The organism is Streptomyces sp. NPDC001903 (genome assembly GCF_042891345.1).
In the GTDB taxonomy this organism is placed as follows: domain Bacteria; phylum Actinomycetota; class Actinomycetes; order Streptomycetales; family Streptomycetaceae; genus Streptomyces.
The window spans coordinates 157712-171799 of the sequence record NZ_JBIASZ010000009.1 but is presented as its reverse complement, the minus strand read 5'-3'; the positions used below and the strand labels follow the sequence as shown (position 1 = coordinate 171799).

Genomic DNA, 14088 nt, shown 5'->3' with positions numbered 1-14088 from the left:
GTGGTCGGCGGAACGGCCGGCAGACACGCCGCACGGGTGGCCGCGGCGATTCCCGCGGATTCGGCGGACACGACGCGGTGGCGGTGCTCGGCCGCCCGTGACCGGCCGTGACGGCCCGGGGCCGCCGGGTGACGGCGCCGGGGGGCGGCCCCGGGCCCATCGGGCGACCATGGGGGTGTGGAAGGTGCGCCATGACCGAGCAGACGCCCATCGAGGATCTGATCAGCGGCGCCGCACAGGACGCCGGAGGCTGGCTCGGCTCCCTGGCCGTGGCGCAGCTGGCCACCAGCGCCGACGGGACGATCGTCCGCTGGAACCGCGCCGCGCAGGAGCTGCTCGGCTACACCCCGCCGCAGATCGTCGGCCGCCACATCGCCGACCTCCTGCACCCCGGGGCCGACCGCAGCCTCGGCCGCGCCCTGTGGGAGACCGCCGTCACCGGGCGCGGGGTGATGGGCACCGTGACCGCCTGGCACCGGGACGGCAACCCGCTGGAGCTGGAGATCTGGGCCTGCCCGGTGCCCAGCCGGCGCCACGGCTCCTCCGCGGTCCTGGTCTTCGCCGCCGACGCCCACGCGGCCCGCCGGATCCGGGGATCGTCGGCGGTCTGGGACGGACTGTTCGCCCGCTCGCCCGTCGGCATCGCCATCCTCGACACGCAGCTGCGGTTCCTCCAGGTCAACCCGGCCCTGGAGGCCATGAACGGCCTCTCGGAGTCGGCCCACATCGGAAGGCGTCTCGCGCAGGTCCTGCCCGAGGTGAACGCGGAGGACATGGAGGACGCCATGCGGGAGGTACTGGCCACCGGGGAGCCGGTGCTGGACCGCCGCCGCTCGGGTCGCACCCCCGCCGAGCCCTCCCGGGACCGGGTCTGGTCGTGCTCGTACGTCCGGGTCGAGGACCCGGGCGGCCGCCCGATCGGCGTGATCGCCTCGCTGCTCGACATCACCGAGCAGCAGCGCGACCACGTCGAGGCCGAGGCGGGCCGCCGCAGGCTGGCGCTGCTCAGCGAGGCCAGCGTCCGCATCGGCGCGAGCCTGGAGCTGGAGCGCACCGCGCAGGAGCTGGCGGACCTCGCCGTACCGCAGCTCGCCGACGCCGCCACCGTGGACGTACTGGACACCCTCGCGCGCGGTGACGAGCCCGGCCCCGGGCTCGCCGGGGGCGTGGGCCTGCGGCGGCTGGGCAAGGCGCCGCTGACCGGCTCCGCCGTGATCGGCATCCTCGCCCCGCTGGGCAGGACCCTGGTCTTCCCGTCGGCCGCCCCCTACACCCAGGCCCTGGCCGCCCGCAGGCCCTTCCTGATCGCGCACCTGGACGAGCAGACCGTCGCCTCCGCCGCCCGCCACACGAGCAAGCCGGCGCAGCTCCTGCCGGTCGGCGTGCACTCGTTCATGATGGCGCCGCTGATCGCGCGCGACCTCGTACTGGGCGTCGCCACCTTCTACCGCACCAGCCCCGTCGGCCCGTTCGGGCCCGACGACGTCACCCTCGCGGGCGAACTCGCCGCCCGCGCCGCCATCAGCATCGACAACGCGCGCCTGTACCACCGGGAACACGAGACCGCCGTCATCCTCCAGCGCAGCATGCTGCCCCAGCACATCACCCCGCCGCCCGGCATCGAGGTCGCCCACCGCTACCTGCCGGCCAGCGACGTGAACGAGATCGGCGGCGACTGGTACGACGTCCTGCGGCTCCCCGGCGGCAAGGCCGCCCTGCTCATCGGCGACGTCATGGGCCACGGCATCGCGGCCGCGGCGGTCATGGGGCGGCTCTCCGCCAGCGTGCGCGCCCTGGCCCGGCTCGACCTCGCCCCCGAGGCCCTGATGCACCAGCTGGAGGCGACGCTCGACGACCTCGCCGACCCGATGATCGCCACCTTCCTCTACGCCGTGATCGACCCGGAGACCGGCCGCTGCCGCATCACCCGCGCCGGGCACCCGCCACCCGCGACGGTCACCCCCGACGGCACGGTCCGCCTCCTCGACCTGCCGCCCGGCGCCCCGCTGGGCGTCGGCGGGACGGTGTACTCCACCACCGACCTGACGCTGTCCCCGGGCAGCGTCCTCGTCATGTACACCGACGGCCTCGTCGAGGCCCGCGGCAGCGACATCGACGAGCGCCTGGCGGAACTGACCCGCCTGCTCGCCGAACCCCCGCGCTCGCTGGACCACTTGTGCGACTCGTTGATCACGCACCTGGTCCCGGCCTCCGCGGACGACGACATCGCCCTGCTCGTCGCCCGCGTCGGCACCGACCCCCACACGCCCCCGCGGCCCTGAGCCGGGGCGCCCCCCCCCGGGCAGGATGGGGGGATGGAGTTCACCGAACTGGAGGGGCGGGCCCGCGCGCTCGCCGCCTCGGGCCCGCGCCGCATCCTCGGCATCGCCGGGCCGCCCGGAGCCGGCAAGTCCACCCTCGCCGCCCGCCTCGCGCGGGCGCTCGGGCCGGAGCGGGCCGTGGTCGTACCGATGGACGGGTTCCACCTCGCCCAGGCCGAACTGGAGCGGCTGGGCCGGGCCGACCGCAAGGGCGCGCCGGACACCTTCGACGCCGCCGGGTACGCGGCGCTGCTGGCCCGGCTGCGCGCGCCCGCCGGCGCCGTGGTCTACGCCCCGGCCTTCGACCGGTCGTTGGAGGAGCCCGTCGCCGGGAGCATCCCCGTCGACCCGGCCGTACGCCTGGTGATCACCGAGGGCAATTACCTGCTGTACGAGGCGGGGGAGTGGGCGGCGCTGCGCGCGCTCCTCGACGAGGTCTGGTTCCTCGCGCCCGACGACACCCTGCGGGTCCGGCGGCTGGTCGAGCGCCACGTACGCCACGGGAAGGCGCGGGCGCGGGCCGAGGAGTGGGTGGCGCGCTCGGACGAGGCGAACGCCCGCCTGATCGCCGCCGGCAGGACCCGGGCCGACCTGGTGGTGGAGCAGGGCACGACGTAGGGGCGTACGCGGCGGCCAAGGGGGCGCGCAGCGGATGAGATGCGCCATTTCCCGAAAGATTTCCGTCGACAGCCGTGCACATTCGGGCGTGTTTTCCGATGGGGTGGTGTTGGGGGAGCGGCCGGTCCGACCGGCCGCTGGATGTGGGGGGCAGGCATGCCCGTTCCGTTCTCTTCACCGGAAGGCTTCTCGCCGACGTGAATCCTGTCCAGACCTTCACTCCCGTGCCGATACTCGTCGCTTTCGACGCTTTCGATGCCGTCAGGAGACACCCACGCCTGCCGGGTGCGAGGACCCGGGCAGCGACCGCTCGTACCGGCGACGACCGGCATCCCTGGAGGAGCGCATGAGTGAGGGCGAGTTCGACCCGTCCGGGGACCGGGCGGTCTCCAGCGAGCTGGCCGGCGTCCTGCCGGTGGAGTTCAGCGCGTTCCACTCCCAGCACCACCGCGCCTACCTGCGCTACGCACACCTGCAACTGGGCTCCCGCCAGGACGCCGAGGACGTCGTCGACGACGTGTTCACGTTCCTGCTCAAGGTGTGGCGCCAGGCACTGAAGGAGGCGAGCCTCCACGGCTTCGCCTGGGCCGTGCTGCGCGAACACGTCGCGCGCAGGCTCGCGCTCCTCGGCAGGCCGGCCGCCATGGTCGAGACGGCCTGGTTCGCCGCGCTGCGCCGCGCCTCCCGGCACCGGATGGAACTGCTGGAGGCCAAGCTCGGCCTGTACGCGGCGATCGCGTGCCTGCCCGAACGCCACTACGACGTGGTGTTGCTGGCCTTCCTGCTGGGGTACGACAACGGCACCGTCGGCCGGACGATGGGGATCTCCCCCGCGGCGGTCCGTTCGCACATTCGAGGCGCGAGCCGAATCCTGTCCCAGAAACTCGGGGCGGACTGGGCGCCTGGAGAGGAGAAGGGCCAGTGAGCGACATGACGGCCGACCACGACGCCGAGCCGGGGGAGAAGCTGGCGGCGGCACTGGAGGACGCCGAGGTGCTGGTGGAGGAGTACGCGGGCTACGACGAGGACGCCGCCCGGCGGCGCATCGCCCGCCGCATCGCGGCGGACCGGGCCCGCTCGGCCACCGGCGCCACCGGCGCCACCGGCCGCGGCGGCTTTCCGGCACCGGCCTCGCTCGCCGGCCGCGCGCCGCTGCCCGCGCCCGCGCCCACCACGGCCGACGACCTCGTACTCGACGCCGCCTGCCACGTGCGGGCCGCGCGGGCGCTGGACGACCTGGCCTGGTCGCTGGCGGAGAGCCGCTCCTTCGCCGAACTGGCCCTGGCCGCCGGGACCTGGCCGCACGGACCGGAGCCGGCGCTGCTGTTCGGCTGCCTGCTGCACCTGGCCGACCGGATGGAGGGCGCGCAGTTCTGGTTCCAGTACGCGGCCGGAGCCGGCTCGCGGACCGCCGCGCGCCTGCTGCACCTCCACCACCTCGCACGCGCCGAGGTGGGCACCGCCCGGCACTGGAGGGCACTGGCCGAGGCGCTGCCCCCGGACGAGGGACTGCCGCACCTGCCGGAGATCCCGGAGAACCTGGAGGAGGCCCTCGGCGCCTCGGTCATCTGGACCTCGCCGCCGATCAGCACCCAGGACCTGACCGCCCTCACGATGGTGAGAGGGCACGGCGGGCGGCCCCCGTACCGGCTGCCCGCCCGGCTGCGCAGGGCCGTGACGGCCCTGAGCTGGAGCGACGACCAGGACCAGGGGGAGGTGTTCCTCCTCGGCCCGCACGTGGCGGTGGCCGTCGCCCAGCACGCGCGGCTGAACCTCCTGCACCTGACCGACGAGGCGAACGCCTGGGCACTCGAAGCGCTCCGGCAGCCGCAGCCGGCCCGGGCCGGCCGAGGGGCGTCCGAAGCGCGCCCGGCTCCGGTCGCGATGGAGGCCGTCCACCGGGCGCTGCGGGTCCTGGAGATCGTCAACCGGTACTCGGGCGGGGTGAGCCTCGCCCAGATCGCCCGCGAGACGCGGTTGCCGCAGCTGGTGCTGGCCCGGGTCATGGAGCAGCTCGTACGGGCGAACCTGGCGGCCCAGGCCGCCCCCGGCGCGTACATCGCGGGCCGCGCGCTCTTACTGACCGAGGCGGCGTCCGGCGACGGGCGCGGACACCTGCAGGAGACCCTCGCGTGGGTCCGGGACGCGGTCGGCGCCGCCGTCTACGTGGCCCGCTACACCGACGGCGAGGTGTGCATCACCCAGTACGCCGACGGTCCGGCGACCCCGCTCGTGGACGAGTGGGTCGACTTCCGGGCCGCCGCCCACGCCTCGGCCGTCGGCAAGGCCCTGCTGGCCCAGCTGGGCTCCGACGGCCGCAAGGACCACCTGTCCCGGCACCGGGCGGCGCGGTTCACCGCCCACACCATCACCCGGCAGGAGGAGCTCTTCCGCCAGCTCGACACCCGCCGGCCGGGCGCCCCCCTGCTCGACCTCCAGGAGTACGCCGTGGGCACGGTCTGCGCGGCCGTCCCGATCACCTCCGGCCCCAACGCCGAATGCCTGGCCCTGTCCATCCCGGCCCCGGACCCGCACCGCCTCGTGCAGGCCGCCCGGATCCTGCAGAGCGAGGCGGCGGCGGTGCTGCTCGCCCTGATCGTCGGCGGCACCGGCCCGGGCACCTCCTGTACGGCGCCGCACCGGGAAGAGGGGGCGGGTGAGCCGGGCAGCATCCTCATCACGGCCACCTGAGGGGTGCTCCGAGCCCGGGGCGGGCCTGCTCCGACCCGTCCCGGGCGTCACCCGACCGCACCGCCCCGCTGGCACGGGGGCCCGGCGGGCGGCTTGCTGGAGGAATGACACAGGCACCGGGGCGGACCCGGCAACAAGCCCTGAGCACCCCCAAGGCCGCTGGACTGGCGGGGGTCGTCTTCGCCGTCCTGCTCGCGACGGCGATCGTGCTCGCCCGGATCGCCCTGCCCGAAGGAGGCTCCGGCGAGGAGCAGATCGTCCCGGGCAAGAGGGGGGCACTGCAGACCGCGACCGAGCTCGTCCCGTTCGCGGGCATCGCCTTCCTGTGGTTCATGGGCGCGCTGCGCGAGCACACCGGTGACGCCGAGGACCGGTTCATCGCGACCGTGTTCCTGGGCAGCGGAGTGGTCTTCGTCGCCTGCCTCTTCGGCGCCGTCGCCGCCGCCGGGACCGTGCTCGACGCCGAGGACCCCACCGGCTTCGGCCGGCACTTCGCGTACACGCTGCTCACCACCTACGGCATGCGAATGGCTGCCGTCTTCGTCCTCGCGACGTCGTCGCTCGGGCGCAAGCTCGGGGTCCTGCCCAGACCCCTGGTCGCGATCGGGACCGTGGCCGGTCTGCTCCTGCTGGTGGTGGGCTCCAGCGTGCCGTACTGCGAGCTCGTCTTCCCGGCCTGGGCGCTGCTGGTCAGCCTGTACATCCTGCGCACCTCCCGCCGCTCCGCGTGACCTCCCGTCGCGGCCGTCACCCCAATGGCCTTGCCGGACGCGCCGACCCGTGCCATCGGCCGCACGCTGGCCGGGAAGCCGGAGGGGCCAACGAAAGGACCGGACCTTGCTGAGGCTTGTCGTCGATCTCAACCGGTGCCAGGGATACGCCCAGTGCGCCTTCCTCGCACCCGACGTCTTCGCGATGCACGGAGACGAGGGCCTGCTCTACGACCCGCAGGCACAGGACGCCCACCGCGAGCGCGTGGCCCAGGCCGTCGCCGCCTGCCCCGTGCAGGCGATCCTCGTGGACGAGCTGGACATGGCCGCGACCGCGTCCGGCGCCGAGGGCGGCGCCTCGCGCGCCGGCGGGGAGGCGTCCGATGGCTGACACCGCCCTGGACCAGCTCAAGGCGAACGGCCGGATCGTCGTCGTCGGCGCCTCGCTCGCCGGGCTGCGCGGGGCCGAGACCCTGCGCGAGAAGGGCTTCAAGGGCTCGCTGACCATGATCGGCGACGAGCCCCACGAGCCGTACGACCGCCCGCCCCTGTCCAAGCAGGCGCTGCTGGGCATGGGCACGGCCGAGGGCACCGCGCTGCCGCGCCGCCGCGACATCGACGCCGAATGGCGACTCGGGGTGGCGGCCAGCGGCCTCGACATGGCGGCCCGGCGGGTCAAGCTCGCCGACGGGGACGAGGTCCCCTACGACCGGCTGCTGATCGCGACCGGCGTCCGGGCCCGGCCCTGGCCGAACCCGGCCGAGGGCGAACTCGACGGCGTCTTCGTGCTCCGGACCCGCGACGACGGCGTGGCCCTGGCCCGGCGGATCGACGCCGGCCCGCGCCGGGTCCTGGTCATCGGCGCCGGGTTCACCGGCTCGGAGATCGCCTCCGCCTGCCGCGAGCGCGGAGTGGAGGTCACCGTCGCCGAGCGCGCCGACGCACCCCTGGTCGGCGCCCTCGGCGGGGTCATCGGCGCGGTCGCCGCCGAACTCCACCGGGAGAACGGGGTCGACCTGCGCACCGGCGTCATGGTCACGGCCCTGGAGGGCGACTCCACCGGGCGGGTCCGCGCCGCGCACTTCTCCGACGGCACCTCGCTGGAGTGCGACGTCGTGGTCGTCTCGCTCGGAGCCCAGCGCAACACCGAGTGGCTGACCGGCTCCGGACTCGGCGCCGGCCCCCGCGGCATCGCCTGCGACGCGGGCTGCCGGGCCTTCGACATCCGCGGCATCGTCACCGACGACATCTTCGTGGCGGGCGACGTCGCCCGCTCCCCGCACCCGCTGTTCGGCTACCAGTTCCTGTCCCTGGAGCACTGGGGCAACGCCGTCTCGCAGGCGGAGACCGCGGCCCACAACATGCTCAGCGAGAGCACCGACCGCCGCCCGCACATCTGGGTGCCGGCCTTCTGGTCCTCGCAGTTCGGGGTGAGCATCAAATCGGTCGGAGTGCCCTCGATGGGCACCGAGATCATGATCACCCAGGGCTCGCGCGCCGAACGCCGCTTCACCGGCGTCTACGGCTACCAGGGCCGCGTCATCGGGGCGGTCACCTTCGACAACTCGCGCTGGCTGCAGTTCTACCAGCAGCAGATCGAGGCCACCGCGCCCTTCCCGCCGCCGTTCCCCACGGTCGACCGGCGCCCCGAAGGGCAAAAGCCCCTCCCCGCGGACTTCCCCGACCCCTCCGTGCCCACGCACGGGCCGACCGTCACCCTCAGCGGATACTCGCCGGCCGACCGGCGCCTCACCTTCACCCCCGCCGGGCACTAGGGGTGTCCCCCCGACCCGCCCGCCCTCCGGAGGACCCGGCATGAAGCAAGGCATCCTGAGCGACATCCTCGACTACTCGAACCGCGCGAACCCGTACCCGCTGTACGCGGAGCTGCGCAAGACCCCGGTCTTCCACGACGGGGACGGCCCGTACGTCATCAGCACGTACCACCACATCCAGAGCCTGCTGCACGACCCGAGGCTCAGCTCCGACGCCCGCAACCTGGCCGCGGGCGCCGGGGACCCGCTGGCCGGCGCCGAGGACGAGGGAGCCGCGGCCCTCCCGCCGAGCTTCCTCAAACTCGACCCCCCGGAGCACGACCGGCTGCGCCGGATGACCAACCGCCCCTTCGGGCCGCCGCACTCCCCGCACCGCGTCGACGACATGCGCGGCTTCCTCCAGGCCACCGTCACCGGGCTCATCGACAACCTCGGCGACCCGGAACGGATCGACCTGGTCGACCAGTTCGCCTACCCGTTCCCCGTCACGATGATCTGCCGGCTGCTCGGCGTACCGCGCGAGGACGAGGCCCGCTTCCACGTCTGGGCCGACACCCTGGCCGCGAGCCTGGACCCCGATCCCGACGCGGACCCGAAGGAACGGGAGAAGAAGACCCACGACGCCCGGATGGAACTGGGCATGTACCTGGCCGGGCTGATCGAGGAGCGCCGCAAGAACCCCGGCGAGGACATGCTCTCCCAACTGGCCGTCGGACACGGCCAGGACGAGACGATGAGCACGATGGAACTGCTCAGCACCGCCGCGCTGCTCCTCATCGCGGGGCACGAGACCACCGTCAACCTCATCACCAACGGGATGCTCACCCTGCTGCGCAACCCGGACGTCCTGCAGCAGCTGCGCGAGACGCCCGACCTCGCCGTGCCCCTCGTGGAGGAACTGCTGCGGTTCGAGCCGCCGGTGCAGCTGCTGCCGCAGCGCACCCCGCTCGTGGACATCGAGGTCGGCGGGGTCACCATCCCCAAGGGCTCCTCGATGTGGCTGATCCTCGCCGCCGGCAACCGGGACCCGAACCGCTTCGAGAACCCGGACCGCTTCGACCCGTACCGCAAGGACGTCCAGCACCTGGGCCTCGGCAGCGGCATCCACAGCTGCTTCGGGGCCCCGCTGGCCCGGCTGGAGGCGCAGCTCGCGCTGAGCGATTTGGCCCGCCGCCTGGAGAACCCGCGCCTGGTCGAGGACCCGCCGCCCTACCGCCAGAACGCGGTCCTGCGCGGCCCGCGCCACCTGCGGATCACCTGCGACGGGGTCCGTCCCTCCTGACGCCGGAGCGGAAGCGATCGCCGGCCGGGACTCGTGGGGGCCCGGGTACCGGTGCCGGCCGCCCGCCTGTGCGCGGGCGGCCGGCACCGGAAGCGGCTAGGAGAGCTTGCCGTCGTAGTCCGGCAGCTTGAAGGTGCGCTCGGCGTGGCCGCCGACCAGGTCGCTGTTGTTGTTGCCGATGTTGGCGATGATCGTGTAGCCGCGGGACTCGATCTCGGCGCGCTTGTCGGTCTTGTACGCGCTGACCTCGTCGAAGAGGTCGGGCAGGTCACGGACGTACAGGCCCGTGACGGGGTAGCCGACCGCCTTGAGGTTGCGCTCGGTGAGGGACTGGATGATCCCGGGGCGGGCGGTGACGAAGAAGATGGCGACGCCGTGGTCGTTGGCGTACCGGGTCAGGTCGCGGACCTCGGAGATCGCCGGGGTCGGGAAGGTCCAGAACCAGTGGAAGTCCGTCTCCAGCGAGGAGTTGTCGATGTCCAGGACGATCGCCGGCTTCTCGCCGGCGGGCGACTGGGCGATGCGCTGCTCGACGTACGGGCGCGCCGTGGCCATGACGGCGGCCACGTCCCGCTTCCAGGTGCCGTAGTCGATCCCGCGGATGAGCGCGTTCCCGCCGGGCGCGGAGGCTGTGGCCGCGGCAGGGGCGGCCGCCGGGGCGGGGGCGGCCTGGGCCGAGGCGGAGGGGGCCAGCATCAGGACGACGGTGGCCGCGGCCGTGCCGGTGGCGGTGCCGAGCAGGCGGACGCGGGCGCGGGTGCTGCGCATGTGGGGGCGCTCCTCAATGGCTGAATTGACATGTACGGAGCCAGAATCCGCATGATCGAACCCCCTGTCTACTGGTCGGTAGTTAAATTCAGGTGGCCGTCCAGCCACCATCGAGGGGGAGTGAGGTTCCGGTGAGGTAGCCGGTGTGGGGTCCGCACAGCCAGACCGCGGCCGCCGCGACCTCCTCCGGCTCGATCAGCCGCTTGATGGCGGACCGGGTGAGCAGCACCTCGGACAGCACCTCGCCGGGGCCGATGCCGTGCGCGGCGGCCTGCTGCTCGATCTGGGCCTCGACCAGGGGCGTACGGACGTAGCCGGGGCTGATGCAGTTGCTGGTCACGCCGTACGGGGCGCTCTCGACCGCGGTCACCTTGTTCAGCCCCTCCAGCCCGTGCTTGGCGGCCACGTACGCGGACTTGTACGCGCTGGCGCGCAGCCCGTGGGCGCTGGAGATGTTGACCACCCGCCCCCAGCCGGCCCCGTACATGTGCGGCAGCACGTGCCGCAGCAGCAGGAACGGCGCGGTGACCATCACCTGCTGGATCAGGGCGAACCGCTCGGCCGGGAACTCGGTGATGGGGGCGACGTGCTGCAGGCCCGCACTGTTGACCAGGATGTCCACCGCCCTCGGCAGCCGCTCGATCGCGGCCGGGTCGGCGAGGTCGACGACGTGCGCCTGCCCGCCGACGAGTCCGGCGACGCGGGTGGCCGACTCCTCGGCGATGTCGGCCACGTGCACGGTGGCGCCCGCCTCGGCCAGGGCGATCGCGCAGGCCCGGCCGATGCCGCTGCCGCCGCCGGTCACCAGCGCGACGCGCTCCCGCAGGAAGGGAAGTTGGCTCGTCATGGCTGAACCCTAGGGAGGCCCGACGGCCGCGCCCATGGCCCCGCACACCACACTCGGGGGGCGGGGTGTGGTGCGCGGCGCCATGCCCGCCGCCGTGCGGCCGCGGCTGCCGTCAGCGCGTGTGCGCGGTGAGGAAGTCGAGCAGGGTGCCGCTCGCGTCCAGCGCGGTGCTGACGGAGCCGAAGCCCGCGGGCGGCGGCATGGCCGAGCCGGGCCAGGTGTGGCCGGCCCCGTGCATGACGAGCAGTCGCACCTGCGCCCCCGCCGGGCCGGCCGGCCAGGTGACGGAGTCGTAGCCGGGCTTGCCCTCCTCGGCGGGTCCGCCGGCCCCGGCCCCGGCCGCTGCGGCGAAGGCCTCCGCACTGGCCCGGGCGGACATGGTCGCGGTGATGGGCTCCTCCCCGGGAGCGGCCGGCCCGGGGCTGGGCAGGCCGGCGAGCGGCCGTACGGGATCCTCGGCCCCGTAGACGATCAGGACGGGCACCGGCCCCGCGGGCTTCACGGCGGCGGCCCCGGTGGGAAGTTCGCCGGAGACCGAGGCCGCCCCGGCGACCAGGTCCGGACGCTGCGCGGCCATCCGCAGGGCCATGGAGCCGCCGTTGGAGAATCCGGCGACGTAGACCCGGTGCGGGTCGGCCCGGCCGGTGCGCACGAGTTCGGCGATCAGCGCCTCGGCGAAGCGGACATCGGCGTCCGGATCCGGCCGCTGCGCGGTGGGAGCGGTGCCGGCGCCCCAGGCCTTGCCCAGGGCCTCCGGGTACACGAGGAGCATGCCGCGGGCTTCGGCGGCCTTGTCCAGCCGGCTCTGCTCCCGCAGTTGTGCGGCGTCGGCCCCGCGCCCGTGGAAGGCGACCAGCAGCGGCCGGGGTCCGCCCTGCGCCGCGGGGCGGTGCATCAGGTACTCCCGGGCGCCGCCGTCCACCGTCAGCCGCTCCCGGCTGTCGACGCCGGGAGCGGGTGCGGAGGCGCTCGTGCTCACGGCGGGGCCGGCCGCGGCGGACGGACGGGACTGCGTCGAGCAGCCGGTGAGCCCGGCGGCGGTCAGCGCGAGACCGAGGGTCAGGGCGGCGGCGTACGAGGCGCGCCGGGTGCCCGCGCGCCGGGCCGCCGTGCGGCGGCGGGACGGGGGGAAGAGGTTCGGGGACATGCGGTGAGCACAACACCGGCGCCCGCTCTCCGTCCAAGATCTGTATGGATCTCGGATCGATCAAACTCCGATATCGTTGCCGGTCGTGGATCTGATCCGGCATCTGCAGTGCTTCGTCGCTGTTGCAGAAGAAAGACATTTCGGCCGCGCCGCCGAGCTGCTCGGCATGGCCCAGCCACCCCTGTCCCAGCGCATCCAGCGCCTGGAGCGCGAGCTCGGCGTCCGGCTCTTCGAACGCACCAGCCGCCAGGTGACGATCACCGCGGCCGGCACGATGCTGCTGGAGGACGCCCGCCTGCTGCTCGCCCGCGCGGACGCCCTCGCCGCCACCGCCCGCCGCATCCGCGACGGCGAGAGCGGGCTCCTGCGCGCCGCACTGCCGCCCGACCTCGCCGGCGAGGCGATCGCCGCGATCCTGGCCGCCTTCCGGCAGCAGAACCCGGGCGTGGAACTGGAGCTCCACGAGCTGTCCACCGCCGAGCAGCTGGCCCGCTTCGCCTCCCGCGAGCTCGACGTGGGGCTCGTCCGGCATCCCTGCGACATCGCCGGGCTGGAGCTCGGGCCGGTCCTGCGCCGCGAACTCGGCGTGCTGCTGCCCCGCGAGGCCCCGGCCGCCGCCCTGGAGGAGGTACCGCTCGCCGCCCTCGACGGATACGGCCTGGTCCTCTTCCCGCGTACCGAGGCCCCCGCCCTGCACGACGACGTACTGAACACCTGTGCCCGGGGCGGCTACACGCCCGCCACCGTCCGGCAGGGCCGCGGCACCGGCTTCGTCCGCGGCCTGGTCCTCTCCGCGAACGCCGTGGCCTTCGCCCCGCGCGACACCGGTTCGGCCGACGCCCCGGGCCCGCGGGCGGACATCGTCTGGCGGCCCCTCGCCGGCAGCCCGCTGGCCTGGCGGCACAGCGTCGCCTGGCCGCGGGGCCGCGGCGACGCAGCCGTCGGCGCCTTCGCCGAGGCGACCACACGGGCCCTGTGGAACACTGCGGCCGTGACCGCCGACGTACCCGCGCGGCCGCTCCACCTGCGCCCGGCAGCGGAGTACTGGCTGTGAACCACGCCCTCCGCCGCATCTCCGCAGCCTTCGCCGAAGCCGGCGTCAGCGGCCGGCTGCACGCCGTGGACATCGACTCCGGTGCCGAGATCGACGCCGGCGCGGACCACCCGGTCGTCACCGCCAGCGTGCACAAGCTCTGCCTGCTCGTCGCCCTCCACCGGCAGGCCGCGGCCGGCCGCCTGGACCTCACCGAACAGGTCGAGTGCCCGCCGGCCGACCGCACCGCCGGCCCCACCGGGCTCGCCGCCATGCTGGATCCCGTACGCGTCTCCCTGCGCGACGCCGCCTACCTGATGACGGCCGTCAGCGACAACGCCGCCGCGGACCTGCTCCTCGCGCGCATGGGCCTCGACGGCGTCAACGAGGCCACGGCCGGGCTCGGCCTGACCCGGACCCGCGCCGTCCACACCTTCCGCTCGCTCTTCGCGACCATCCGGGAGGACGCGGGTCCGGCCGGTACCCGGGCACTGGCCGATCCGCAGGTCCTCGCCCGGCTCCGGGCCCTCGACCCGGCCCGGAGCAACCGCAGCACCCCCCGGGACATGACCCGGCTGCTCGCCGCCGTCTGGCGCGACGAGGCCTGCACCCCCGAACACGGCGCCGCGATCCGCCGCCTGCTCGGCCTCCAGGTGTGGCCGCACCGGATGGCCGCCGGATTCCCCTTCGACGACGTCCACGTGGCCGGGAAGACCGGCAGCCTGCCGACCGTACGCAACGAGGTCGGCGTCGTCGAATACCCCGACGGCGGCCGCTATGCCGTCGCCGTCTTCACCCGCGCCGCCAACCCCGCGGCCGTCCTCCCCGCGGCCGACGCGGTGATCGGCGCGACCGCCCGCATCGCCGTCGACGCCCTGCGCGCGAGGTAGCCCCGC

The 14088-nt window shown here is 74.4% G+C and carries 13 protein-coding genes; 10 read left to right on the top strand and 3 right to left on the bottom strand.

Annotated features, from left to right (window positions below):
* The first annotated feature begins 191 nt into the window (after window positions 1-191).
* From ACFYZS_RS21560 to ACFYZS_RS21525, 8 genes are all read left to right on the top strand, one after another.
* Window positions 192-2282: a SpoIIE family protein phosphatase gene (locus ACFYZS_RS21560; RefSeq protein ID WP_389014822.1), complete on the top strand. Its 2091-nt coding sequence runs from the start codon at window positions 192-194 to the stop codon at window positions 2280-2282.
* Between the two features lie 33 nt (window positions 2283-2315).
* Complete coding sequence (locus ACFYZS_RS21555) at window positions 2316-2939, top strand: nucleoside/nucleotide kinase family protein (RefSeq protein ID WP_389014819.1); 624 nt, start codon at window positions 2316-2318, stop codon at window positions 2937-2939.
* 346 nt (window positions 2940-3285) lie between these two features.
* On the top strand, window positions 3286-3864 hold the full coding sequence (locus ACFYZS_RS21550; protein ID WP_389014816.1) for an RNA polymerase sigma factor: 579 nt from the start codon (window positions 3286-3288) through the stop codon (window positions 3862-3864).
* Between the two features lie 959 nt (window positions 3865-4823).
* Window positions 4824-5630 (top strand): IclR family transcriptional regulator, encoded by an 807-nt coding sequence (locus tag ACFYZS_RS21545; RefSeq protein ID WP_389015174.1) that lies wholly within the window; start codon window positions 4824-4826, stop codon window positions 5628-5630.
* 104 nt (window positions 5631-5734) lie between these two features.
* A complete protein-coding gene (locus ACFYZS_RS21540; protein WP_389014813.1) occupies window positions 5735-6361 on the top strand; it encodes a hypothetical protein in 627 nt (208 codons plus the stop codon).
* Window positions 6362-6470: 109 nt separating this feature from the next.
* Window positions 6471-6731, top strand: coding sequence for a ferredoxin (locus tag ACFYZS_RS21535; RefSeq protein ID WP_389015171.1), 261 nt, complete (start codon window positions 6471-6473; stop codon window positions 6729-6731).
* Window positions 6724-8115: an NAD(P)/FAD-dependent oxidoreductase gene (locus tag ACFYZS_RS21530; protein ID WP_389014810.1), complete on the top strand. Its 1392-nt coding sequence runs from the start codon at window positions 6724-6726 to the stop codon at window positions 8113-8115. The genes ACFYZS_RS21535 and ACFYZS_RS21530 overlap by 8 nt, the downstream gene beginning before the upstream one ends.
* Window positions 8116-8155: 40 nt before the next feature.
* Window positions 8156-9397, top strand: coding sequence for a cytochrome P450 (locus ACFYZS_RS21525; protein ID WP_389014807.1), 1242 nt, complete (start codon window positions 8156-8158; stop codon window positions 9395-9397).
* Window positions 9398-9493: 96 nt separating this feature from the next.
* On the opposite strand, the gene ACFYZS_RS21520 is transcribed toward ACFYZS_RS21525, so the two are convergent.
* From ACFYZS_RS21520 to ACFYZS_RS21510, 3 genes are all read right to left on the bottom strand, one after another.
* Window positions 9494-10165 (bottom strand): HAD family acid phosphatase, encoded by a 672-nt coding sequence (locus ACFYZS_RS21520; RefSeq protein ID WP_389014804.1) that lies wholly within the window; start codon window positions 10163-10165, stop codon window positions 9494-9496.
* An 88-nt stretch (window positions 10166-10253) separates the two neighbouring features.
* Complete coding sequence (locus ACFYZS_RS21515; protein WP_389014801.1) at window positions 10254-11012, bottom strand: 3-hydroxybutyrate dehydrogenase; 759 nt, start codon at window positions 11010-11012, stop codon at window positions 10254-10256.
* A gap of 112 nt (window positions 11013-11124) precedes the next feature.
* A complete protein-coding gene (locus tag ACFYZS_RS21510) occupies window positions 11125-12159 on the bottom strand; it encodes an alpha/beta hydrolase family esterase (protein WP_389014798.1) in 1035 nt (344 codons plus the stop codon).
* 85 nt (window positions 12160-12244) lie between these two features.
* Between ACFYZS_RS21510 and ACFYZS_RS21505 the strand changes: the two genes are divergently transcribed.
* Together ACFYZS_RS21505 and ACFYZS_RS21500 are read left to right on the top strand one after the other, a co-directional pair.
* Window positions 12245-13213 carry a LysR family transcriptional regulator gene (locus ACFYZS_RS21505; protein WP_389014796.1) on the top strand — a complete coding sequence of 323 codons (969 nt, stop codon included), beginning with the start codon at window positions 12245-12247 and terminating at the stop codon, window positions 13211-13213.
* A complete protein-coding gene (locus tag ACFYZS_RS21500; RefSeq protein WP_389014793.1) occupies window positions 13210-14082 on the top strand; it encodes a serine hydrolase in 873 nt (290 codons plus the stop codon). Before ACFYZS_RS21505 ends, ACFYZS_RS21500 begins: the two co-directional genes overlap by 4 nt.
* Window positions 14083-14088 lie beyond the last annotated feature (6 nt).

What these genes read in the sequence shown, in the direction of transcription:
- ACFYZS_RS21545 (WP_389015174.1), top strand. Translation starts at nt 4,824, where the DNA reads ATGGAGGCCGTCCACCGGGCGCTGCGGGTCCTGGAGATCGTCAACCGG.
- ACFYZS_RS21530 (WP_389014810.1), top strand. Translation starts at nt 6,724, where the DNA reads ATGGCTGACACCGCCCTGGACCAGCTCAAGGCGAACGGCCGGATCGTC.
- ACFYZS_RS21510 (WP_389014798.1), bottom strand. Translation starts at nt 12,159, where the DNA reads ATGTCCCCGAACCTCTTCCCCCCGTCCCGCCGCCGCACGGCGGCCCGG.
- ACFYZS_RS21515 (WP_389014801.1), bottom strand. Translation starts at nt 11,012, where the DNA reads ATGACGAGCCAACTTCCCTTCCTGCGGGAGCGCGTCGCGCTGGTGACC.
- ACFYZS_RS21525 (WP_389014807.1), top strand. Translation starts at nt 8,156, where the DNA reads ATGAAGCAAGGCATCCTGAGCGACATCCTCGACTACTCGAACCGCGCG.
- ACFYZS_RS21540 (WP_389014813.1), top strand. Translation starts at nt 5,735, where the DNA reads ATGACACAGGCACCGGGGCGGACCCGGCAACAAGCCCTGAGCACCCCC.
- ACFYZS_RS21555 (WP_389014819.1), top strand. Translation starts at nt 2,316, where the DNA reads ATGGAGTTCACCGAACTGGAGGGGCGGGCCCGCGCGCTCGCCGCCTCG.
- ACFYZS_RS21520 (WP_389014804.1), bottom strand. Translation starts at nt 10,165, where the DNA reads ATGCGCAGCACCCGCGCCCGCGTCCGCCTGCTCGGCACCGCCACCGGC.
- ACFYZS_RS21560 (WP_389014822.1), top strand. Translation starts at nt 192, where the DNA reads ATGACCGAGCAGACGCCCATCGAGGATCTGATCAGCGGCGCCGCACAG.
- ACFYZS_RS21550 (WP_389014816.1), top strand. Translation starts at nt 3,286, where the DNA reads ATGAGTGAGGGCGAGTTCGACCCGTCCGGGGACCGGGCGGTCTCCAGC.